Origin of the sequence: Shewanella sp. MF05960 (genome assembly GCF_050849305.1) — a bacterium.
Lineage (GTDB): Bacteria > Pseudomonadota > Gammaproteobacteria > Enterobacterales > Shewanellaceae > Shewanella.
Genome location: NZ_JBOZPS010000013.1, coordinates 103,163 through 126,016, shown reverse-complemented (window position 1 = coordinate 126,016; position 22,854 = coordinate 103,163). Strand labels below are relative to the sequence as shown.

Sequence of the window (22,854 nt, the reverse complement as noted above, 5' to 3'; positions counted from 1 at the left end):
CCAACAAAAAGAGCGCCGAAGCGCCCTTTAAATTAACTTAATTATCAGGATTGATGATTAGTGATCCTGTGCTTCACCCGATCCTTTAGGGAAACGAATTGACTCAACCATTTCTACAATCTCATCAGGTATCTTAGCTGTCACTTTACTGATGGCAAAAGCCACACCAAAGTTAATAATCATGCCCACCATACCAAAACCTTCAGGAGAAATACCAAAGAACCAATTTTCAGATGTATTGGCAGCAGGATTAATAAACTTAAAGTAAGCAATGTAAGCCGCAGTAGACAGTAAGCCAATCACCATACCTGCAATCGCGCCTTCTCTATTCATAGTCTTAGAGAAGATCCCCATGATAATAGCTGGGAATAACGATGCTGCAGCAAGACCAAACGCAATCGCCACCACCGCAGCCACAAAGCCTGGGGGATTAATACCAAAGTATCCGGCCATAACCACACCTAATGCTGCCGCAATACGAGCGTACATCAATTCTTTTTGGTCAGAAATATCTGGCATCAAATTTTTCTTAAGTAAATCATGCGATACCGAAGTAGAGATTACAAGCAACAGACCCGCTGAAGTCGATAATGCCGCCGCTAAACCACCCGCTGCAACAAGGGCAATAACCCATGCTGGAAGCGATGCAATTTCAGGCGTGGCAAGTACGATAATATCGCGGTCGATGTTCATTTCATTTTTATCACCATTGGTGTAAAAAATCTTGCCATCGTTGTTTTTATCTTCCCAGGTAATAAGACCGGTTTTTTCCCAGTTTTTAATCCAAGAAGGTGCAGTCTCATAAGGTACACCTGTTGAATCTGGACCATTTATGGTCTCAATCATATTCACTCGTGAGAATGCAGATAAAGCAGGCACAGTCGTATACATAATTGCGATAAACACTAATGCCCAACCCGCAGAGATTCGTGCATCCTTTACTCGAGGTACAGTAAAGAAGCGCACGATAACGTGTGGTAAACCTGCAGTACCAAACATTAACGCACCTGTAATAAAGAACACATCGATCATGTCTTTAGAACCTTCGGTGTATTGGGAGAAACCAAGTTCTGCTGATAAGCCATCAAGTTTATCGAGTAAGTACACCCCAGTGCCATTACCCGCTGCATCGACTAACTCAGCGCCAAAGCCGATTTGCGGTAAAATATGACCTGTCATCATCACCGAAATAAAGATTGCTGGCACCATGAAGGCAAAAATTAACACACAATACTGCGCGACCTGAGTGTAAGTAATCCCTTTCATGCCGCCTAATACAGCATAAAAGAACACCACTGCCATACCTATATATACGCCGGTTTCCACCTCAACTTCTAAGAAGCGGGAGAACACCACACCTACACCTCGCATTTGACCCGCGATATAGGTAAAACAGATAAAGATGGCACATATTACTGCAACCGTACGCGCGGTTTGCGAGTAATAACGGTCACCAATAAAGTCTGGAACCGTAAACTTACCGAATTTACGTAAATAAGGTGCCATACATAATGCTAATAGTACGTAACCGCCTGTCCAACCCATTAAATATACTGAACCGTCATAACCAACAAACGACACAATACCTGCCAGTGAAATAAATGATGCCGCAGACATCCAGTCTGCCGCAGTTGCCATGCCGTTCATCACAGGGTGAACACCGCCACCAGCAACATAAAACTCTTTAGTAGAACCTGCTCGAGACCAAATGGCGATCCCGATGTACAACGCGAAAGTTGCGCCGACAATTAAATATGTGAGTGTTTGAACATCCATCGTAGTGCCCCTTAGTCTTCCTGAACATTGTATTTTTTGTCTAATGCATTAGCTTTCGCTACGTAAACAAAAATCAGCGCCACGAATACATACATTGCACCCTGCTGCGCAAACCAGAACCCCAGTTTGAATCCCATGAAGGTGAATTCGTTTAATATATCAACTAATAAAATACCGCAGCCAAATGACACTGCAGCCCAAATTGCAAGCAAGCTAAGTACTAAGCGTAAATTTTCGCGCCAGTATCCCGCTGCCTTTTCGTTATTTTCAAAACTCATTGCGACTCCCCTGTGTTAGTTTTTGTAAAGTCATTGTTAATTTAGCAACTCAGGGCAACACCACAATCAAGACCTTAGTCGTATTCGAATATCCTTAAGGAACGAGTTAGACATAAAAACACTATTTATCAGAAAGTTAATGAAATATTTTTTGTAAAAAAATAACAAACCCATTAAACTGAGTTAGACCAAGGTCGAACAAAATTGGCTTTAAAAAACAACATAAATCAATATTTTAAAAACATTTAAAATACAATTTGATGATAAAAAATCTGGTTTTACATTGAAATCTCAACGGTTTCTTGAGATAAGTGTTGAATAGCAAGACGCTTTTTATAATAAAATCAATAAGGACCTCTTTTTGAAGCTTCCCAAGATTAACCAACAACATCTGCTTTTTTCTATTGCCTTAGGTATTGTAGGTTTGTTAATTAATTGTTATCCAATTCAGTTTTTTGCCAATGTGCAATTTGTATTAGGTAACACTGTCACCGTAATAGCCGCTGTCTTACTAGGGCCTTGGTATGCATTTGTGACAGCGATGCTCGCATCGACAGGGTTAATGATGATCTGGGACAGTCCTCATGTGTATTTATTCTTTGGACTTGAGGCATTATTTTTAGGTTACGCCAGACGACGTGATATTTATGCTTTGTATGCAGACGCAGCTTATTGGTTAATTATCGGTGCACCTTTAGTGTATTTGTATGTCACCTTTATTATGGACATACCGTCATCGCACTTAGGTTTTATTATTGCGAAGCAAGGTGTTAATGGCTTGGTTTATACCAGCATTGCCTCGTTACTTATTTTAGCCATACCTAAATTGTGGTTCTTTAAAGACAAGGTAAAAGATCGCCATCGCCGCTTATTAAGTGCGCAGCTCACTTACTTTTTCACACTCATGGTCACCCTCACCTTACTGTTCTCTGCGCTAATTTTTAATTTTTACTTCTTAGAGCGTCAACAAGCGATGTTAAAAGAAAACATCAATGATGCAGTGTCTCACTTAGCAACATCAGCTCAAAATTACATCAACAACCACAAAACGGTTATTGCCAACGCTGCAAACCAATTAACGATTGCCGCTGACGATCCGTTGCACTGGCAACCGGTTTTATCCAATTTACACAATAGTTATCCGGGTTTTATTAGTATGTTGATTGCCAATCCTCAAGCTGAAATCGTTGCGGCAAGCCCTGTGTCTCGTTTATTAGCTCAAAGCAACACACAAAAAATTACTATTAAAGACCGCGACTATTTTATCGAATCGTTTTACAACCATCGCTTATTTGTTTCATCGGTATTTCTGGGACGAGGTTTTGGTAATGATTCAATCATTGCCATGAGCGCGCCTTTTTACACCAATGAACAGCACACCACTACTGCAGGAATTGTTGAAGGATCTTTAGATTTAAATCACTTTTCACATGTAGATCAAACGAGTGAGTATGCCGACGATGAATCGGTAGTTATGGTGGATGAACAAAACCAAATTATTTATGCTTCTGAAAAACTCGGGTTAACATCGTTATCGAAATTTAATTTTGTGATAAATGATGGGGTATATCGTACGAGTCTAGAGCTACTCAATATTGAGCGTCCTAAATCGATAGTGCCAGAATATATCTATGCCCACCAAACACTGGATAACGGCTGGACTGTGTATATCTTAAAAGAATTCTCTCCTTTGCTAAAACTGGCTGAAGAGCAAATGTTCAGTAGTTTTATCATGCTACTGATATCGTTAATGGGGACTTTTTACATATCAAGAAAACTCAGTGCACTACTCACAGTGCCTTTAGAAGCGGTTGCCAGCCAATTTAGTCCATCGACAGTAGGCATCAATAAGGTTCAAAGCATTGATGAGAATTCGCCGAAAGAAGTGTTTAGTTTATATCAACGATTAGCCGCCAGTAAGCAGCAATTAATCGACCATCAAGTGGAGCTAGAAGAAACCGTGGCAAGGCGTACGGAAGAGCTAGAGACGGCTAACCGTAAGCTCAAAGAGCTCGTTGACCGAGATCCACTAACGGGTTTGTACAACCGCCGTTACGCTGAACGTAAATTTACCGAATTATTGGAATTTTGTATACGAAGTGAACAAGCCATTACCGTGGCAGTATTGGATTTGGATCTGTTTAAACAGGTTAATGACAACTACGGCCATTTAGCCGGTGATGAGTGTTTACGTATTTTTGCCCAGTTACTGCAAAAATACTTTAAACGCGACATTGATATTGTTTCTCGATATGGCGGTGAAGAATTTTTACTCATTTTACCACTCACCAACGCCCTGCACATACAACATCATTTAAACAGCTTTAGGGAGGCTTTAGCTGAGTTTGAGATGATATCGCCAGAGGACAAACGATCTTTTCATATCACGGTAAGTATAGGAGCCATTACCGCCAATCCCGACTACGCAGATGAGTTAGACAAGTGGATAAAAATTGCAGACGACAATCTCTATCAAGCAAAACAAGACGGACGCAATAAGACTGTCATCGATATTATCACTGAATAAGCTGATATAACGTTATGGACGGGGTTGAATAAACCCGTCCATTCTATTCATCATATATGGGTAAAATGGATTCCATTTTTGGCGTAACATATCTGCAGCGGTGACACTAAAAATTCCTCTCTCGCCTTGGTATATTCCCCGACCTATTTGTATTTTATCTGACTCTTCACTGGCTAATGGGCCATACAAGGTGTCTTCTATGGGGAAGGTTAATGCCACATGAGACAATGAATACACTTCTTTAGGCCAGGTTAGTGACAGCGCCTGCACATCCGTTGAATTGGTGTTCTTTGCCAGTTCTCGCACTTGTACATGATTATCGTGCTGCATATCATTTTCAAGCAAACTCAAACGATAAGGTAATGGCGTCGTGAGCCAAAAAGGCGCAAACGGTGCTAAAGGGTCATGCATTAATAATTGATTATGGCTGTGTTTGCGATTGACATCGAATAGCACTAATTCATGCCCTTTAGATGCTGGCAAGTGTTGATAAAGTTTTTCAACCACAGATAAGGACGACACGGTATCATCGACCACTGACTGAAACGTTAATATCGGTGCTATGGCCTTGTATTGCTTATCGGTTAACCCAGCCAGTAACGTTTGATTGCGTAATGTTAATCGGTAGACCACGTCCCCCGCATTGACGGCAAAAGATTGATATCGAAATGGATCGTACTCAGTTTGAATACTATTCCAGTACAGTTTATCTTGGCCTAATACTCGTCCCAACTTAGCTTGCCAATATGCCCCAGCGGCAATAGGCGCCAAACCAATTGCGGGAGAGAGAAATATCATTCCCGCAAAGTCTGTCGGCTTATTAAGGTTAATATTTTCAAGATCATGGTTTAATGCTAAAGCCGCGCCAGTAGAAAAACCGGCAACATAAATGGGTTTACCGGGTAATTGGGCAGCCAAATGTGCTGCGGCAAGAGATACCGCGCCCGCTAAATCTGGCCAGGTAATGTCTGTCAATCCTGAAGGTACTGTGCCATGACCAGGCAATCTTAATCCCACAATATGCGCTTGGTGTTGATAATGTTGCGCGATATGCGACATCACATAAGGTGAATCGGACATACCGTGGATCAGCAATAAACCGAATTCAGCTTGGGGGTTTTGCCACTCAAAAGAGCGGTTCCAGTTTTGTTTCCACAAGGCAGGATCAGACAAACTGTGGCGCTCATAACGATTAAGTGGTGAGGCTAACTGTGGTTGGTATTGACGATATATCTTGCGCTCAACCTCAGCAAACAGCTTATCTTCTAATTTAAGATATTGATTAAAATCAGCTAGGCCTGACTGTTGATGATATTCTGATGTGAGATGCGTGGTATGCCATATTGATAAATTAGGCCGATCGTTTAACAGCCATACAGCGGTGAACAGAATGGCAACACTAATCCCGATTGCACCATAAAAAGCAGCAAATAACAGGTGTTTGGTCGAGCCTATTACAATGGCGCGCATTCTCTACCTTAAGTCATAAAATTCGTTAACCTAATGAGATTAACAAGTGAATAAATGAATATCCAATCTGCGATGATGTGCTAGCAAACTATTCATTTGATAAGCCCGCCACACACGTTAAATACCAAACCATTAATACGATGAGCTCAGTAACATGCTGATGTATCGTCAATCAATATTCTGATACATTGCTGATTAAGCTTATGATTGATTTTATCATTAAACTCAGTACAACGCGTATGACAAACGCGATAAGCGATAGGCTCATTTAACTTTCAAGGTTATTTTTACAACAAATGGTTGGCCATTACGCTTTTATATCGCTACAGACTTTTTTAAATAACTACTGACTTTTTTAATACTAAAGGCGGAGGTTGTAGACATTTCATGCAGAGTAACCAAGCAACAATGATGCTAGGCCCGCAAATAGCTGACATCATTTTTTATCTACCGACTCCGCCAATATTGCCAGCAGATTGGCAGGCAACACAACCCGATGCTATTGCACAATTAATTGCTTTAAATGGAAATCATTGGCGAAAAATTATTACCATTATGGCTAAAATATGCTGCTTACAAGTGGATATCACCGCAAACAAAGGTACGGCATGGAAATGCATCAGAGATAACTTATTTCATGATGACAAATTCATACAGATAACGACACAAACGAGTTCGCAGTGGCTTCCCCGCTTAACTTGCCAATTACGCATTGTGATGCCAAATACCGTTCCAGAGCTCTTATTACTAGCGCAGTCAATACCAGAGCACTTCACAAAAGACTGCTGGCATATTGTATGTGGCAAAGAGACTCAACAACGGCTAGGGCTAAGCGTTACAGATACTGAGTCTAATGCGAATACAGAAGAGACTAACCTTTGGCAAGCCATTGATGAGGATAATAAAATACAGCGTCAGCACACATGTTTACTGACGCCATATTTAGATTACCGACAATATTCTAATGTCTTAATTGAGCACACAAGAAAGCAACTTGCGATAAACAGCTGATTAATCGTAAATCGTTGGGATTGGTTGGCGTTTATGCTGCGTGCGTTTGTAAATTCCAACTAATTTATCTTCTACTGACTTAGGCACATCTTTGCCTTCCAAAAAGTCATCAATTTGATCGTAGGTTAATCCCAGTGCCACTTCATCTTCTAACTGTGGTTTATTGTCTTCTAAATCTGCTGTGGGTGCTTTGTTAACTAATAACGCTGGAGCACCTAAAAATGCAGCAAGCTTGCGCACTTGGCGTTTATTTAAGCCAAACAGTGGCGCTAAATCACATGCACCATCACCAAATTTAGTATAAAAACCGGTAATATTTTCTGCGCTATGATCGGTGCCAACCACCAAACCACCCACTAAACCGGCAATATTATACTGAGCAACCATTCGCATTCTGGCTTTGACATTACCTTTAGCAAAATCGACTTTGTTTTCTTCTGGTAATGTCATACCAGCCTCAACTAACCCCGCGAGTGTGGCATGGTGAACGCCTAATACTCCGTCAGCAATGTTCACCGTGACTTGCTTTGAAGGCTGAATAAACTGACAGGCTAACTGCGCTTCATCTTCATCTTTTTGAATTTGATAAGGCAATCGCACTGCAATAAATTGGTAGACAATATCACTCTGCTCTGTGTTTAAGCTATCAACAGCCAACTGACATAAACGACCTGCTAATGAAGAATCAACCCCACCACTAATGCCTAACACCACATTATGGCTATGCGACTCTTTAAGTTTTGCTTTGATAAATGCAACTCGGCGCTGAACTTCAAACTCAGGCTCAATAGCCTTAAGTACATGCATCTCTCTTAAGATTTGTCCTTTCACGTGACGCTCCTGATTGCTTACTTTACTAGCTGATGCTAATTGCTGTTAATGAACGGGTAAGTTTAGATTGTACCTGAACTGAGGTTATTCTATTAAATTCCAAGCAAAAAAAAACGATAATGATGATGCATTATCGTTTTTTTTAACTAAAGCGAAATTAACGCTCCCAGTATGACTCTTCTAAGCTGTCTTCACGCTCAGGCAAACCACGCGATAAACGCGGGCTATGCTGTGCTAACACCTCATATGCAACACGGTTAGCGTACTTGCACACTTGTGAAAATGACGAATAACATAAGCCATCACGTTTGTGCTTGCTTGACCCTGGTACGTTGGTTTTATGGAAGGTATTGGCAGACAAGTCATGAAGTAAAGCCGACAACGCACCATCACCCGCGCCATTGGTATTACGAATAAGCTCTGGGCCGCCCATGTAAGGAGAAATGTGCGCGTACACCTTAATCGGTGTTTCACAATCTTCTTTCAGCATAGGCCGAGAAAACTCATAGCGGTTAAATTCAGGGATTGCGCCCGGTAACAGTAAATGACTGGTTTCACGTTTGGCGCTGTCTTCTGCGTAGCCCGCGGTATAAAGACCAATCGGCCCTGCGGTAGTCAATACCAAGTCACACCATTCAAGCGCAGCTTCACTGGCCAATAGCGGGTCTTTAAAGCCGGTTAGCGCCTCACCTTCATCTTCGTTCATGGCCAAAATGGTCACATGATCGTTAATAAAGTCTTGCCACCATTTAGGATCTTCTTGAATTAAGAAGCGTGTGCCTAAGGTTAGCACGACAGGCACTTCCGCTTCTTTTGCATATTCAATGGCTGTCATCGCAGCATCTGTAATGCCATCGCCGTCACTGGCACGCATCAAATAAGCGGTTAAAACTAATGCCGAACTGCCTTGGATAACGTCTTTGTTAATAAACTCAGGCGTCAGTTTATCCATTGAGCCTTTGCTGATAGCAAATGTGCGTTCACCACAATCAGAAATCAAGGTAAAACAACGACCAATAGGACCATCAACAGGCTGTAAATAGTTTAAATCGACTTTAGATGAAGTGTTACATAAGTAACGATATGCATAACTGCCAACCATGACTTTTTGGCTCATTACGCCAAATAAAACAGAACGGTCGTCGGCTAAAATAGAATAGTTATGTACTGTGTTTCCGATGGTACCACCAGCAAACTCGTCACTGATCATCTCATTTGATTTAAGCTCGTGATACAGATTATGCGCTTGTTCGTCGTTAATGAGGGTAGAGTTACCTTTAGGTAAACCATAGCGCTCAAGTAATTCGTCTTCGACTTTGGCTTCAATATCGACAAGTGTCTGATCAATGCCACAAATGTAAGTCGAAAATGGCTGTGGTTGCTGGGTAAGTTGAGCCAATAAAGGATCACGACTGTTTACGGGAAAATAGTGCTTTGACTTACGTTGACCGGGAAACTTCATATTGGGCTCTCATAGCTTAGCATCCATGCCAGTGTGATGTTAATTGCCTATGACGACGTTCAACGTTGAAAAGTCGCCCTCTGCGAAAATGGCGGCAGATTTTACCATATATCAACGATAACATTATATTAATTTTAACTTAAAGCGCAGTAATTGTTGCGCTTGTTTCTCACAGTTTGACCTTACGCAGAATAGGGAGGCATTAGTGGAACAATTTTTAGACATAAAAAAACCTGCATCAGCAGGTTTTTATTACGCATTAACATCGTATTTACTTTAATACGTTGGCTAACTGCTCACTCACTTTAGTCACTGACTGAGTACCGTCAAACTTGTTGTACTGAGTGCGACCTTCTGCAGCCACTTTGCCATAGTAATCTACTAATGGTTTAGTTTGCTCGTGGTAAATGCCTAAACGCTTACGAACAGTGCTTTCTTCGTCGTCTGGACGAATAGCAAGCTCTTCACCCGTTACATCATCTTTGCCTTCCACTTTAGGTGGATTAAACACAACATGATAAACACGGCCAGAACCAGAGTGAACACGACGACCGCTCATGCGCTTAACGATTTCTTCGTCAGGCACGTCAATTTCAATCACGTGGTCGATCTCAATGCCATTTTCAGCCATTGCATCTGCTTGAGGAATTGTGCGAGGGAAACCGTCAAGTAGGAAACCTTTTACACAATCATCTTGAGCAATACGCTCTTTCACAAGACCAATAATCAGGTCGTCTGACACTAATTGACCTGCATCCATGACTTTCTTGGCTTCTAAACCTAATGGAGTGCCAGCTTTAACGGCTGCACGCAACATGTCACCGGTTGAGATTTGTGGGATACCATACTGTTCCATAATGAACTGAGCTTGGGTACCTTTACCGGCACCTGGGGCACCCAATAAAATAATGCGCATCTCAAAAGTCCTCTTTTAAGTTTATGTTCTTTTTAGGGCGGCGATTTTCGCACATATACCGCAGTTTTAATAGCGCTTTTGTTATGACATTAGACCTAAATCTAATAAGGTTTGTAACAAAAACGCTAAGGCATGTTTAATACAGTAAGGTATACAATTTACGGCGATATTGATTGGCTAACGCATTGCCCTGTCCTATCGCAGTGAGTATATCCATAAAGGCTTGTTTAACTTTACCGTCTAATGCGCCTAAGTCTTTCTGCAAAATAGCAAACAGCAACTCAAGCGCTTCTTCATTTCGATGCGCTATATTTAATGCTTTTGCCAACGAAACAACCGCGTCTAAATTATCAGGTTGTTCTGTCACACTTTGTTGTAACTGGCGGATCTCGGGAGTATCAGCCGCATCTTCAGCTAAGGCTAATTTGGCCATTAGATTCTGATAATAACTGTCTTGATCCGCTAAACCAATGTGAGCTAATAACGCTTTTGCATCGGCTAACAACCCTTGCTGTAAGGCAACGTCTGCCATTACTAAGCCCACTTCAGCGGCTTGCTGCGCATTGGCATACACGGTTTTAAGCTTCACAGCGAGTTGAGTCAGCTCTTCTGGCGTCAGTTCTCCCTCTGCTAACAGTTGCTTAATCGCATCAAACTCCTGAACCCATAACGGTGGCAAATGTTTGTCGAGTAAATCATTCACCTGTTGTTCAGTTTGTACGCCGGCAAAACCATCGATTGGGCGACCTTTGTCTAGCACCAATGTGGTCGGTAAGTTTTGAATTTGGAAATAATTCGCAATTTCGATTTCAGCTTCACAATCGACTTTAGCCAAAATAAATCGACCAGCCTGAGCTTGTGCTATCTGCTCTAACGTTTGCAGCATCTGTACACTTTCAGGCTGAGGTTGCGCCCAAAATGCTAATACCACCATTTTTTCCATTGAGGTATCGACAACTTGCTGAATGTTTTCTTTGGTTAAATTAATCAGGTAGTCCATGGTGCCCCCGGTATCATCCAAAAACAAAAGCGGACTACTGTCCGCTTTTACTGCTTTAGGTTTGCTTATTTAAAGCTGGCCATTAACATCTGGTTTGTGAGCTTAATAAACGCAGACGGATCGGACAAGCTGCCCTTCTCTGACAGTAACGCTTGTTGTAATAACAAGTTAGACCAATCAGCAAATAACTGTTCGTCGGCTTCGTTATTTAAACGCTCAACCAATGGATGGCTTGGATTAATTTCAAATGTCGGTTTTGACTCTGGTACAGGTTGCCCTGCAGCTTGCATCAATTTAATCATTTGAGTCGACATCTCACCGTCACCAGTCACTACACACGCTGGGGTGTCAGTTAAACGTGAGGTTACTTTCACATCAGACACTTTGTCTGCTAATGCCGCTTTAATACGTTCAACTAACCCTTTAGCTTCTTCTGCCACTTTATCTTGAGCTTCTTTATCAGCTTCATCTTCTAGTGAGCCTAATTCAAGATCGCCTTTGGTAACCGAGTGAAGTTTTTTACCTTTAAACTCATTTAAGTGATTAATTAACCACTCATCAATACGCTCTGACATCAGTAGTACTTCAATGCCTTTTTTGCGTAACAATTCTAAGTGCGGGCTATTTACTGCGGCGTCATGGCTGTCGGCAACGATAAAATAGATTTTATCTTGGCCTTCTTTCATGCGCTCGATGTAGGCGTCTAACGATACGGTAGTCGCTGCTGAATTGTCGTGAGTAGAAGCAAAACGCAGTAAGCCAGCAATACGTTCTTTGTTAGCAAAATCTTCTGCTGGGCCTTCTTTTAATACTTGGCCAAATTCAGCCCAAAATGATTGGTATTTCTCGGCATCATTTTCAGCTAGCTTTTCAAGCATACCAAGTACACGTTTGGTTAACGCTTGACGTAAATTTTTGGTCACTTGGTTGTCTTGCAAGATTTCACGCGATACGTTTAGCGGTAAATCTTTTGAGTCAATTAAGCCTTTTACAAAACGTAAATACGTTGGCATGAACTGCTCAGCATCATCCATCACAAACACACGTTGCACAAACAGTTTTAAGCCGTGTTTATGGTCACGATTGAACATGTCCCACGGAGCTTTAGCCGGAATGTAAACTAAGCTGGTGTATTCTTGCTTACCTTCAACACGGTTGTGAGACCATTTAAGGGCATCGGCATAATCGTGTGAAATATGCTTATAAAATTCTTGATATTCTGCGTCAGTAATATCAGCTTTATTACGTGTCCAAAGCGCAGTGGCTTTGTTCATTGGCTTCCAAGTGCCTTCAGTGGCAGCAATTTTTTCGCCGTCTTCACCTTCTGACTCTGGTTGGCCCGCTTCAAACATTTCTACCGGAATAGAGATATGATCTGAGTATTTAGAAATAATTGAGCGTAAACGGAATTCATCTGCAAACTCAGTTTCTTCATCACGAAGATGTAACGTGATTTCGGTGCCTCGAGTGTTTTTAGTGACGGTTTCAACGTTAAATGAACCTTCACCTTCTGATTCCCACAATACTGCTTCGTTTACCGCATGGCCGGCAGCACGAGTGCGCACAACGACTTTTTTCGCCACGATAAATGCAGAGTAGAAACCGACACCAAATTGGCCAATTAACTGTGAGTCTTTTGATGCTTCACCAGACAAGTTGTTAAAAAAGTCTTTAGTGCCTGATTTAGCAATGGTACCTAAATGCTCGATAACGCCGTCGCGGGTCATACCGATACCATTATCAGAAATAGTAACCGTGCCTTTTTCTTTATCCGTACTCACTCGTACGCGTAATTCGCCATCACCTTCGTATAACGCATCGTCGGTGAGTGCAAGGTAGCGTAATTTGTCTGCTGCATCGGCTGCATTTGAGACTAATTCACGTAAGAAAATCTCTTTATTGGAATACAAAGAGTGGATCATCAAATGCAATAGTTGTTTTACTTCGGTTTGAAAGCCATGAGTTTCTTGTTGAGACATGAATAATTTCCCTTGGTGTTACGTTAATACAAAACGAGTCGAACGATGCACTCGTGTAAAAATCTTCGTTAACCAAGAAATGGGGGGCTTTAAACTGTTTTCAAGGGCTGTTGGATTTTATTGCTCAATATTTCCGCAACAATCCATGTTTATCGACTCTAAAAACATTTTGTGAATAAAAATTGATGACAGTCTGCTCGCTGGAGAGACAATATTGACGGGAAATTCCTGCCAATCAGTGGTTGGCAGGAAAACATAAGATTTTATGAACCGTTAACACAGATATGAGCGATTAAAGCGGAATACGGCCATTAAATGACAAGGCTAGCGTGGTGCTGTCGACATACTCAAGTTCGCCGCCTACGGGTACACCGTGTGCGATACGGCTAATAATCACTTTGTGACGTCTTGCCATGTCAGCAATAAAGTGGGCTGTCGCATCCCCTTCTACAGTGGGATTGGTGGCCAAAATAAGTTCGCTGACATCGTCTGACGCTAAATGACGCTCTAACAGTGCCAGGCCTAGCTCTTCTGGGCCGACACCATCAAGTGGCGATAAATGCCCTAGCAACACAAAGTAACGCCCTGTAAAGTGACCACCGGCTTCAATGGCGAGCACATCTGCAGGTGTTTCAACCACGCAAATGATACCGGCATTAACACGGCGGTGACTCGAACAAATTGGACACAGATCTTGCTCAGTAAAGGTTCGACAACTTTGACAATGCCCTACTTCAGACATGGCTTTTTGTAATGACTCGGCTAATTTCAACCCCACTTTACGTTCACGTTCTAACAACTGAAATGCCATACGCTGCGCAGATTTAGGGCCTACGCCTGGCAAACCACGTAAAGATTGAATTAACTCATCGAGCAAGGGACTAAACTTCATAAAATTGCGAATACCTTAATGACTGATCTAATTGTAATACCATCGACACTGCCCAAAACCCATTCACTGAACGACAATGCTGTGCGATTATTGTCTGAGCTGAGCGTGAATGCAAAGGTTAATCCTTTAAGGAGCATATTTGATCATCGAGTTATTTTTCCGAACGGTAACTAAATACTTTATCTAACGGTAAGTTGAACACTTCTGCGATTTTAAACGCCACCTCAAGTGTCGGCGAGTATTTATTCGATTCAATTGCCATCACTGTTTGCCGAGTCACACCAATGTGTTCCGCTAATTGCTTTTGAGTCATTTCATTATTTAAAAACCGTAGGGTGCGAATTGAGTTCGAAATCCCGATTTTATTGTCATCAGGCTTACTCATAAATATCTCCAGAACGGCCCTTGTACAACTGCACACCATAATGTGCTAATTCCGCCACTAAGAAAGCCCCAACTAAAATGTGTAACGGTAAATGCGGCACGCTTGATTGCATAAACTCGAAATCTTGGGCGGCGATATTATATTGAAATAAGGCTAAAACCACCCCGACTTGTAAAATGATGGCGCTGTATTTGTAGCCCACCAAATTAATCTGCTTTTCTCTCACATCCATCGGCCGAGATAATTCATCGTCGCTGATGAACGCCAATACGATATAACTGACGACCATCAAAACAATAGAGTAAACAATCACCTCAAGTAGCACAGTAGAGAGCCATTCTATGGAGGCGAGTTGCTCTGGTGTGGCATTAACCAACTGACTTAGGTAAAAGTAACTAATGTACGCTGTCACTAAAAAATCGACCGATAACGTCACTTCTCTAAAACTGGTCTCTTGTAACCATTGAATCAACTTCTGCTTATTATCCATGTTAACCTCAACGAACTTAATGTATAAAATATTTAACTTAACATAGCGTAATACATCACAACGATATGTCAAATATTTTATACTTGGAGTTAACTTTGATAAACCAAAGGTGAAACATGCTAATGCGGTTTAATCGTCGTGATAATGTGTTAGCAATACGCATTGGTCATTGCTGATTGGTCATTGGTCATTGGTCATTGGTCAAGCTGACTCTGACGCGAAAACAAAAAAGCTCAAGCATTATGCTTGAGCTTTTTTGTTTGTTGTTAACAACAACGATTAAAACGGCATTTTCATTCCTGGTGGTAATTGCATGCCACCGGTCACTTCGGCCATTTTAGTTTTTTGATTTTCTTCTAGACGACGCGCTGCATCATTACAGGCCGCAGCAATCAAGTCTTCGAGCATTTCTTTGTCATCTTCCATTAAGCTTGGGTCGATTTCAACTTTACGCACGCTGTGGTTACCTGTCATGGTTACTTTAACCAAGCCAGCACCCGCTTCACCCGTCATTTCTGTGCGTGCGATCTCTTCTTGCACTTTTGCCATTTTGTCTTGCATCATTTGGGCTTGTTTCATTAAATTGCCCATACCGCCTTTTCCACCAAACATAGTTTGTCTCTCTCTAATTAGGATTGTTAGCACGTCGCCATAATGACGCTAATCTTACTGAAATAAAATCGATTGGCAATCTAGGCTGAGCATTTTTGAGATGAAGATATGTTCATTCAACCTAAATTACCCGTTATTGATCATGATTGAGCCGTTATTTGAGCAATATCATGGGCAATTTGCGCCAATTGCTCAGGCGGATACTCAATACTATCACTGTCTAACTGCGCAGATAATCGTTGGATCATCCACTGAGTATTATCATCTTGCAAAATTGACTGCTCAGCTTGAGCAATCAATTCGCGATGAAATCGTTTACGTAATTCTAACGGTGTTTCCCGCTTTGGAACAATACCAATTTGAATTTGAACTTCAGTTGGTTGCTGCAAATAATCCGTTAACGCTACTTGCAATTGATCTATCGCAATGGGTGCAGAAAGGTGTTTTTGATCTGGTTTTAATACCAACACCAGTGGATTAGTTTGTGCCTGACACACTGAGTTTACGCCCAACTGCCTTACTCGACCGCCCACAGACACATTAGTCATCACTTTATACCAATGTAAATCAAGCTCATTACCCTCAATACTGTGTGGGGTAAAAGGCACCATTGCGGTTGACGCTTGGAGTGCGTCAGATTTAGCTAATGACTCAGCGGTAATAGTCGGCTTTGATGCCGTTAACGCACTCGAGGTTGGCTCTTTTGCTGCAGAGCCTGCTTGGGCAGATTGTGTTGTCTTTTGCTGAGCAAAATCGGCAAACGTATTAAATGACTCATCACCGGCGGGCTCTACCCACGGCGGCCTATCGTATTGAGTATCGGCATTTGCACTTTTATTTATAGCATGTTGACCACTTGGCACATCATCAGGCGTTTTTACTGACATAGTGGCAGACTCAGATACAGGCTCAGAGGCAGACTCTGGATTAGCCTCTACCTGGCTTGCGTTATGCGGCTCAATCGGCGCATCCTTTACCGACATATCAAGTGATGACTCAAGTGAGGAGTCAGTCGAAGGTTCAAGAGATGATTCAGCTGTTGTCGCAAAGCGTTTCGGTGCTGTAGGTACTTTACTTATGCTAGCTAACTTACCGGCAACGGGTACTTTGGCAGCTTCCGCTTCTTTTTGTTGCAACGCGCCGACATCGGCAATTAACGAATCGCGGCTGGCCAGTACCACATTAAGAAAATCTAACGCATCTTCTTGGTTTACAGCTGTTTCAGCCTCTGATTTTGCCTCAGGTTCTATCGGTGTTTCAGGCGATGAAGTATCTGCAGATGGCGCTTCTGCAGATACACTCAGTGTATTCGTTTGTTCAAATGACTCATGCAAGGGCTGAGATTGATACAAAGACTCAGACTGAGCAGAAAATGTCATATAATAGTCATGATCAGCAGGTTGATAATCACTGTCTTGATCGTAATCACTAAACGAATAGCCGTCAAAAGAATCGTCTGATGAGATATTTGAAGTGCTATCAAGTGGATCATTGGCTGCGTTATCAACAGAAACACCTAAACCGTCGCTCGACTCTGTGGTGTCACTGATGGAATCCAAACCGTCTTGATGTGTAGATTGAACATTTGAATCTTGATGACCATCAACAGCAAGGGCATTGCGCTCAATATCTGTCGTAACGGGCTCAGGCTCTTTCGTATCTAGAGCCGGGGGTTGTGGCATCGTTTTAGTGGGTGATTTATCATTAAAGCCAAAGCTCTCAGCTTGACTCAACAGCACATGTTGTTCTGCTATTAATGCAGCATCCGTGAGTGCTTCATCGACATCGCTAAGCGCATTATCGGGTTCATCATCGCTTAACTCACTTTGCGTCGTGTCATCGTCAGGCGAAGCAGCATCGTTCGATTCTGCCGAGGTTAATTCAGTATCTAGTGGGGTTGCCAAGACTTGGCTTACATTGGCTTGTGTCTCATCCTTTGGCATTAATGCTGCAGGAGCTTCACTTGGTATTGCTTGGCTTACGGATACTGAATCTTTAGGCTTTGGGCTTGTATCTGTGACCTCGTGCGTTTGTGCTAAATCAATTACCGCTGGCGTAGTTGTTACCCAACGTTTGACTTGCTTTTCAGGCGTGAAAGCTACCGCACGAAGCAATGCCATTTCCAGCCCTGATTTTGGATCTGGCGCAAAAGCTAAATCTTTACGGCCATTCAGTAACATTTGATAATACAATTGCACTTGCTCTGGCGATAATTGCTGGGCAAACGCTAGAATTTGCTCACTGAACAGAGACTGTTGAGCGGCTGCAGGAGCAAACTGAGTCAAGGTAATTTGATGCAGTAACTCGAGTAGACTTCGCAACACTTCTTCAGCATCAGCACCAAACGCTAATACTTTTGCCACCATTTGCATCAAAGGCGCGACATCGGCATCACATAAGGTTTTTAATAGCGCAATAACATGCTGTTCATCAATGCTACCGAGCATGGTTTGTACTTGCTCAAGCATCACCTGCCCGCTACCAAACGCAATGGCCTGGTCGGTTAAACTCAACGCATCTCGCATACTGCCATTAGCCGCCTTAGCCAATACATTTAATGCTTGGGATTCAAAAGGCAATTGCTCTTGAGTAATCACGTACTCGAGTTGCTTGCAGATCTCTTGTTGCGACAGACTCTTTAAATTAAATTGCAGACAACGAGATAATACCGTGACCGGTAATTTATGTGGATCAGTGGTCGCCAGCAAAAATTTTACATGTTCAGGGGGTTCTTCTAAGGTTTTTAACAAGGCATTAAAGCTGCTGCGCGACAGCATGTGGACTTCGTCTATGAGGTAGACTTTAAACCGGCCACGAGATGGACGATATTGTACGTTGTCGAGTAATTCGCGGGTATCATCCACTTTGGTGCGCGACGCTGCATCGACCTCAATTAAATCGACAAAACGGCCTTGAGCAATTTCAATACAACTTGAACATTCACCGCAAGGATTAGCGGTTACGCCGGTTTCACAGTTTAGCCCTTTGGCAAAAAGTCGTGCCAAGCTGGTTTTACCGACCCCACGGGTTCCGGTAAACAAATAAGCGTGATGAAGACGTTGCTGACTTAATGCATTAGTGAGTGCCATGAGCACATGGGACTGACCAACCATTTGTTCAAATTTTGCTGGACGCCATTTGCGGGCGAGCACTTGATAAGACATGAAATTCCCCACAGAGAGCTATCGGGAGTCAATCCCATTAAAGGGGATAACAATAACATGCCAAGGGCTGGCATGCTATTGTTGAGCGGGCATTTGATGGACGTTAATGCAGTTAACTGCTTAATAAATTAGCAGTTATTTTAAACTTACTATTCGCCGTCAAACTCACACAAGCTTAATACTTCAATCCCTAAACCTTGTAGGCGCTTTTCGCCGCCAATTTCAGGCAATGAAATAACAAATGCAGCATGGGAAACTTCACCACCCAGTTCACGAATAAGCTTAACCGTTGCTTCGATTGTGCCGCCGGTGGCTAATAAATCATCAATCACTAGCACTTTATCGTTTGCGTTAATCGCATCGGTATGAATTTCTAAAGTGTCTTTACCGTATTCTAATTCATAAGTTTGGCTTATGGTTTCGCGTGGTAATTTACCAGGCTTACGCACAGGCACAAATCCAACGCCAAGTTCAAGTGCTAAAGGTGCACCAAATAAAAAGCCACGCGCTTCTGTGCCAACCACTTTAGTAAAACCTTTTGATTGGTAGTGAGCAACTAAAATGGCAATCGTTGCTTTGTACGCTTCAGCGCTTTCTAACAAGCTGGTGACATCACGAAACATAATGCCTGGCTTTGGATAATCAGGAATGGTTTTAATGCTGTTCTTGATAAGCGCTAAACTGTCTTGGTTCATCATAATTAGTTAACTCTAGTTTAAAAGTGATTACGCAATAAAAAAGTCCACGTGATTGGTGGACTCTGGTAAAAATACTTAAGTGATCTTATGCCCGTTTAATCTCAGTTGCAACTGTCATGCATTAACTGACGATTTATTATTCTAACTCTGGGATCCGCCACAAAAAAAACAACAACACGAGCATCATGCTAAACAACATCATTTTAACCCACACGAGTGGCACAATTACGATGCTAATACAAAAGCTTAGGCTGCTCAATATCATGGCTTTACGCTTTAATGGTCGACTCAAAGCCTTTTTTGATTGCCATTGATGGATCCCTTCGGCAAACCAAGGGTGTGTGACTAACCAATGGTGTAAACGGTCATTTGAACGAGCAAAGCAAAATGCCGATAATAAAATAAAAGGAACAGTTGGCAGTAATGGTAACAAAATGCCCATTAAGCCTAATACTAGGCTGCATAAACCAATAATCAAAAAAAAGCCGCGTTTTAGCGCCATAACCACCCTCGCCATAAACAAAAAACCACTCTATCAGAGTGGTTTAGTAAGGCAATATCATGACAGATTATTCTGAAATAAGCGTTAAATTAATCCAGACACTTTTAACCATGAAAGACTTGCTGGCAATGTTGGAATTAATAAAACCAAAATAAAACCAATAAAATAAACAATGTTAAACGGGTCTTTAAACGGCTGACTCATGATAATTCCTAGATTAAAGTGATATTTATACTGCAATGGCTTACATCAATCATTTAATGATGTTGTTAACAAGTGAGTTAATTAACCCTATGTTGACGTGAAGTCGATCACAAAAGTGGCTCATTTTAGACGCATCTTCACAAAATAAAAACCTTAAAATTACTAAGTCTACTTAGCTAATTGGCCGCTACCACAATCCCCTTCTGTGCGAGTTGCTGCAACAAAGGTAAGCAACCAGATAATAAAGCATCCGTCGACATTTGCGGATAATGCCCACTGAGCCAACTGATAATTTGGTCAACATTAACCGCTTGTTGCGCCCGATCCATTTCTTCAATATAAGCTAACACTTGCGCACTTAACGGCGTAAGTTGTAAGAACGCCACTTCATCTTCACTGTCGCGGTAAACGCAAAAAAAGTGAGCTTGAGCGGTTGGCGCTATAGGTTGGTAATCGACACTGATATGTTGAACATCAAAGCCATATTGAGCAACCTTAGCACTGGCAGCTAAGCTTAAAAATGGGTGCTGCACATTATCACTGTCTAATAATTGCGATACTGCTGTGTCGGGGGCTACGGCGGCGCACAGCTCTAACCATTCATAATGCGCAAGTTGCAGCATAAAGATGGGGTCATGTTCAGACGGAGTATATTGGTGTTGTAAAAATGCGAGAAACTCAGCGGCTATTTCTACGAATATCGGAGTTTGACAATCATGCTTCACAAAAAACTGTTGCACTAACATTTGCCATTGCTCGGCAGTATATAAGCTTTTTAATACCGGAAAGGCACTGGAGACAAAGCCTGAAATATTATTAAAAAACAGCTCTCGGTAAATTGTCATTCGACGTGCTTCAATGCCGTCAGGCAACGGTAAGCTGGGATCACGAATGTAATCCATAAACTGTTGCTGTACGTCAATAAATCCCATTTCAGTTTCCTCAATAATAACAGCGATAACCACGATTTAACTCAACGACTTTACTTATGTAATAGAGCATCTTGTTGATAATGATGAATTTGGTTTATCTCGTTGAGCAAAACGTCTGTTTTAGGAATATTAAAATCTCGTTCGAGCAACGTCGGGTGAACACCGTGCAATTGATAACATTGTTGTAGTAATGTCCATACTGGGTCAATCACATCGGCACCGTGGGTATCGACTTTTAAATCAACGTCTTCGTCATAATGGCCAGCAATATGCAAATAGGCGATACGCTCTGTTGGCATCGCGGCAAGAAATTCATTGGCATCATATTGATGATTAATTGCATTAACATAAATGTTGTTTACATCGAGTAATAATTTGCAGTCAGCTTCTTGTAATACCGCATTCACAAAGGCTTGTTCGCTCATTTGCGCCCCAGGCGCGGCATAAAACGACACATTTTCAAGAATAAAAGGACGTTCAAGAATATCTTCTACTTGCTTGATACGTTTTGCCGTGTGGATCACGGCTTCATCGGTAAACGGTATCGGCATCAAGTCGTACATGTGGCCGGTTCCCGAGCAATAACTTAAATGTTCTGAATATACATTAATGCTGTGACTGTCTAAAAAACGTTTTATATTTTGGACGAATTGAGTGTCTAATGGCGCAGGACTGCCAATTGATAGCGACAAACCATGGCAGAAAAAGGCATGTTGTTCGGTCAATTGTTTAAATTGACGGCCAAATTTACCGCCTAATGTCATCCAGTTTTCAGGCGCGACTTCGAAAAAATCTATTGCTGAAGGAACATGCTGACAAAACTCCGCTAACATTTCGCGACGAAGCCCTAACCCAACACGATCTTGGCGATGAGTATTGCTATGCATAATAGAGTGTGTGTCCTTTAACGATAAAAAACAGATAAAATTAAGGCCTGAATCTCAGGCCTTAATTGTCTCAGATAAGCCAAAGGATTATCTAATAATTGCCGTCAATGATGTTGACTGCTTTTGGGTTATTACTTAACCACTTCAACTACTTTTTTCATTTCTTTGCTAACAGCACCGTCTACCGCTTTTTCAGCAGATTTTTTCATGTCGCCGCCGCACTTGCCTTCGCCACATTTACCTTCAACGGCTTTTTCAGCAGATTTTTTCATGTCGCCACCGCATTTGCCTTCGCCACATTTACCTTCAACGGCTTTTTCAGCAGATTTTTTCATGTCGCCACCGCATTTGCCTTCGCCACATTTACCTTCAACGGCTTTTTCAGCTGACTTTTTCATGTCGCCGCCGCACTTGCCTTCGCCACATTTACCTTCAGCCGCTTTTTCAGCAGACTTTTTCATGTCGCCGCCGCACTTGCCTTCGCCGCACTTACCTTCACCACCATCTAATTGGTAGCCAGCAGTTAATTGTTCAAATCCAAAAGGGTTAGCTTGTACTTCAACAGCAAAACCAGCAGTCATCACAACAGCACCTAACGCTACAGCTACAGTAGTTTGTTTGATTGAGTTCATAATTTTTGTCTTCCTCGTGTCTTGATTATGTAATGGTGACCAACATCATTGCCGGCTTGCATAAAGAGACCTGCCATCTGTTATTTTTATTTCAAAATAAACAAAAAAATGTGAAAAAATTGACATTAAGTAATAAAAAACCAGGCTAGGACGGTGTTAACTTAACACAAAATTAACACCGCAAGAAGAGGGAACATGAGTTAACA

20 protein-coding genes are annotated in these 22,854 nt (G+C 41.9%); 2 read left to right on the top strand and 18 right to left on the bottom strand.

Annotated elements, in window-relative coordinates; genetic code table 11:
- Positions 1–57 precede the first annotated feature (57 nt).
- A complete protein-coding gene (locus tag ACROAE_RS14160) occupies positions 58–1,776 on the bottom strand; it encodes a sodium:solute symporter family protein (RefSeq protein ID WP_432402819.1) in 1,719 nt (572 codons plus the stop codon).
- An 11-nt stretch (positions 1,777–1,787) separates the two neighbouring features.
- Complete coding sequence (locus tag ACROAE_RS14155; protein WP_188957018.1) at positions 1,788–2,054, bottom strand: DUF4212 domain-containing protein; 267 nt, start codon at positions 2,052–2,054, stop codon at positions 1,788–1,790.
- A 361-nt stretch (positions 2,055–2,415) separates the two neighbouring features.
- Here ACROAE_RS14155 and ACROAE_RS14150 point away from each other — a divergent pair, with 361 nt between their 5' ends.
- The gene (locus ACROAE_RS14150) at positions 2,416–4,581 is read left to right on the top strand and encodes a diguanylate cyclase (RefSeq protein WP_432402817.1); all 2,166 of its coding nucleotides are present in this window, start codon (positions 2,416–2,418) and stop codon (positions 4,579–4,581) included.
- 12 nt (positions 4,582–4,593) lie between these two features.
- On the opposite strand, the gene ACROAE_RS14145 is transcribed toward ACROAE_RS14150, so the two are convergent.
- On the bottom strand, positions 4,594–6,051 hold the full coding sequence (locus tag ACROAE_RS14145; RefSeq protein WP_432402815.1) for an alpha/beta hydrolase: 1,458 nt from the start codon (positions 6,049–6,051) through the stop codon (positions 4,594–4,596).
- Between the two features lie 387 nt (positions 6,052–6,438).
- Between ACROAE_RS14145 and ACROAE_RS14140 the strand changes: the two genes are divergently transcribed.
- Entirely contained in the window at positions 6,439–7,062 is a 624-nt protein-coding gene (locus ACROAE_RS14140; protein WP_432402813.1) for a DUF6942 family protein, read from the top strand.
- On the opposite strand, the gene nadE is transcribed toward ACROAE_RS14140, so the two are convergent.
- From nadE to ACROAE_RS14065, 15 genes are all read right to left on the bottom strand, one after another.
- Positions 7,063–7,893 (bottom strand): ammonia-dependent NAD(+) synthetase, encoded by an 831-nt coding sequence (nadE, locus tag ACROAE_RS14135; protein WP_432402811.1) that lies wholly within the window; start codon positions 7,891–7,893, stop codon positions 7,063–7,065.
- Between the two features lie 157 nt (positions 7,894–8,050).
- The gene (locus ACROAE_RS14130; RefSeq protein ID WP_432402809.1) at positions 8,051–9,355 is read right to left on the bottom strand and encodes an inosine/guanosine kinase; all 1,305 of its coding nucleotides are present in this window, start codon (positions 9,353–9,355) and stop codon (positions 8,051–8,053) included.
- Positions 9,356–9,626: 271 nt separating this feature from the next.
- Positions 9,627–10,271 carry an adenylate kinase gene (gene adk / locus ACROAE_RS14125; protein WP_188957000.1) on the bottom strand — a complete coding sequence of 215 codons (645 nt, stop codon included), beginning with the start codon at positions 10,269–10,271 and terminating at the stop codon, positions 9,627–9,629.
- Between the two features lie 136 nt (positions 10,272–10,407).
- Positions 10,408–11,271 carry a co-chaperone YbbN gene (locus ACROAE_RS14120; RefSeq protein WP_432402807.1) on the bottom strand — a complete coding sequence of 288 codons (864 nt, stop codon included), beginning with the start codon at positions 11,269–11,271 and terminating at the stop codon, positions 10,408–10,410.
- A 65-nt stretch (positions 11,272–11,336) separates the two neighbouring features.
- Complete coding sequence (gene htpG, locus ACROAE_RS14115; RefSeq protein ID WP_432402805.1) at positions 11,337–13,250, bottom strand: molecular chaperone HtpG; 1,914 nt, start codon at positions 13,248–13,250, stop codon at positions 11,337–11,339.
- Positions 13,251–13,542: 292 nt separating this feature from the next.
- Positions 13,543–14,142 (bottom strand): recombination mediator RecR, encoded by a 600-nt coding sequence (gene recR / locus ACROAE_RS14110; RefSeq protein WP_432402803.1) that lies wholly within the window; start codon positions 14,140–14,142, stop codon positions 13,543–13,545.
- A 151-nt stretch (positions 14,143–14,293) separates the two neighbouring features.
- A complete protein-coding gene (locus ACROAE_RS14105) occupies positions 14,294–14,527 on the bottom strand; it encodes a helix-turn-helix transcriptional regulator (RefSeq protein ID WP_432402801.1) in 234 nt (77 codons plus the stop codon).
- A complete protein-coding gene (locus ACROAE_RS14100) occupies positions 14,520–15,017 on the bottom strand; it encodes a hypothetical protein (RefSeq protein WP_432402799.1) in 498 nt (165 codons plus the stop codon). The genes ACROAE_RS14105 and ACROAE_RS14100 overlap by 8 nt, the downstream gene beginning before the upstream one ends.
- Positions 15,018–15,296: 279 nt before the next feature.
- On the bottom strand, positions 15,297–15,629 hold the full coding sequence (locus ACROAE_RS14095; protein WP_160054287.1) for a YbaB/EbfC family nucleoid-associated protein: 333 nt from the start codon (positions 15,627–15,629) through the stop codon (positions 15,297–15,299).
- Between the two features lie 140 nt (positions 15,630–15,769).
- Positions 15,770–18,793: a DNA polymerase III subunit gamma/tau gene (dnaX, locus tag ACROAE_RS14090; RefSeq protein WP_432402797.1), complete on the bottom strand. Its 3,024-nt coding sequence runs from the start codon at positions 18,791–18,793 to the stop codon at positions 15,770–15,772.
- Positions 18,794–18,942: 149 nt separating this feature from the next.
- A complete protein-coding gene (apt, locus tag ACROAE_RS14085) occupies positions 18,943–19,494 on the bottom strand; it encodes an adenine phosphoribosyltransferase (protein ID WP_432402841.1) in 552 nt (183 codons plus the stop codon).
- A 133-nt stretch (positions 19,495–19,627) separates the two neighbouring features.
- Positions 19,628–19,993 (bottom strand): YbaN family protein, encoded by a 366-nt coding sequence (locus ACROAE_RS14080; protein WP_432402795.1) that lies wholly within the window; start codon positions 19,991–19,993, stop codon positions 19,628–19,630.
- Positions 19,994–20,373: 380 nt separating this feature from the next.
- Complete coding sequence (locus ACROAE_RS14075) at positions 20,374–21,129, bottom strand: HvfC family RiPP maturation protein (protein ID WP_432402793.1); 756 nt, start codon at positions 21,127–21,129, stop codon at positions 20,374–20,376.
- A 50-nt stretch (positions 21,130–21,179) separates the two neighbouring features.
- The gene (locus tag ACROAE_RS14070) at positions 21,180–22,016 is read right to left on the bottom strand and encodes an HvfB family MNIO-type RiPP peptide maturase (protein ID WP_432402791.1); all 837 of its coding nucleotides are present in this window, start codon (positions 22,014–22,016) and stop codon (positions 21,180–21,182) included.
- Between the two features lie 131 nt (positions 22,017–22,147).
- Positions 22,148–22,648 carry an HvfA family oxazolone/thioamide-modified RiPP metallophore gene (locus ACROAE_RS14065; RefSeq protein ID WP_432402789.1) on the bottom strand — a complete coding sequence of 167 codons (501 nt, stop codon included), beginning with the start codon at positions 22,646–22,648 and terminating at the stop codon, positions 22,148–22,150.
- Between the last annotated feature and the right edge of the window lie 206 nt (positions 22,649–22,854).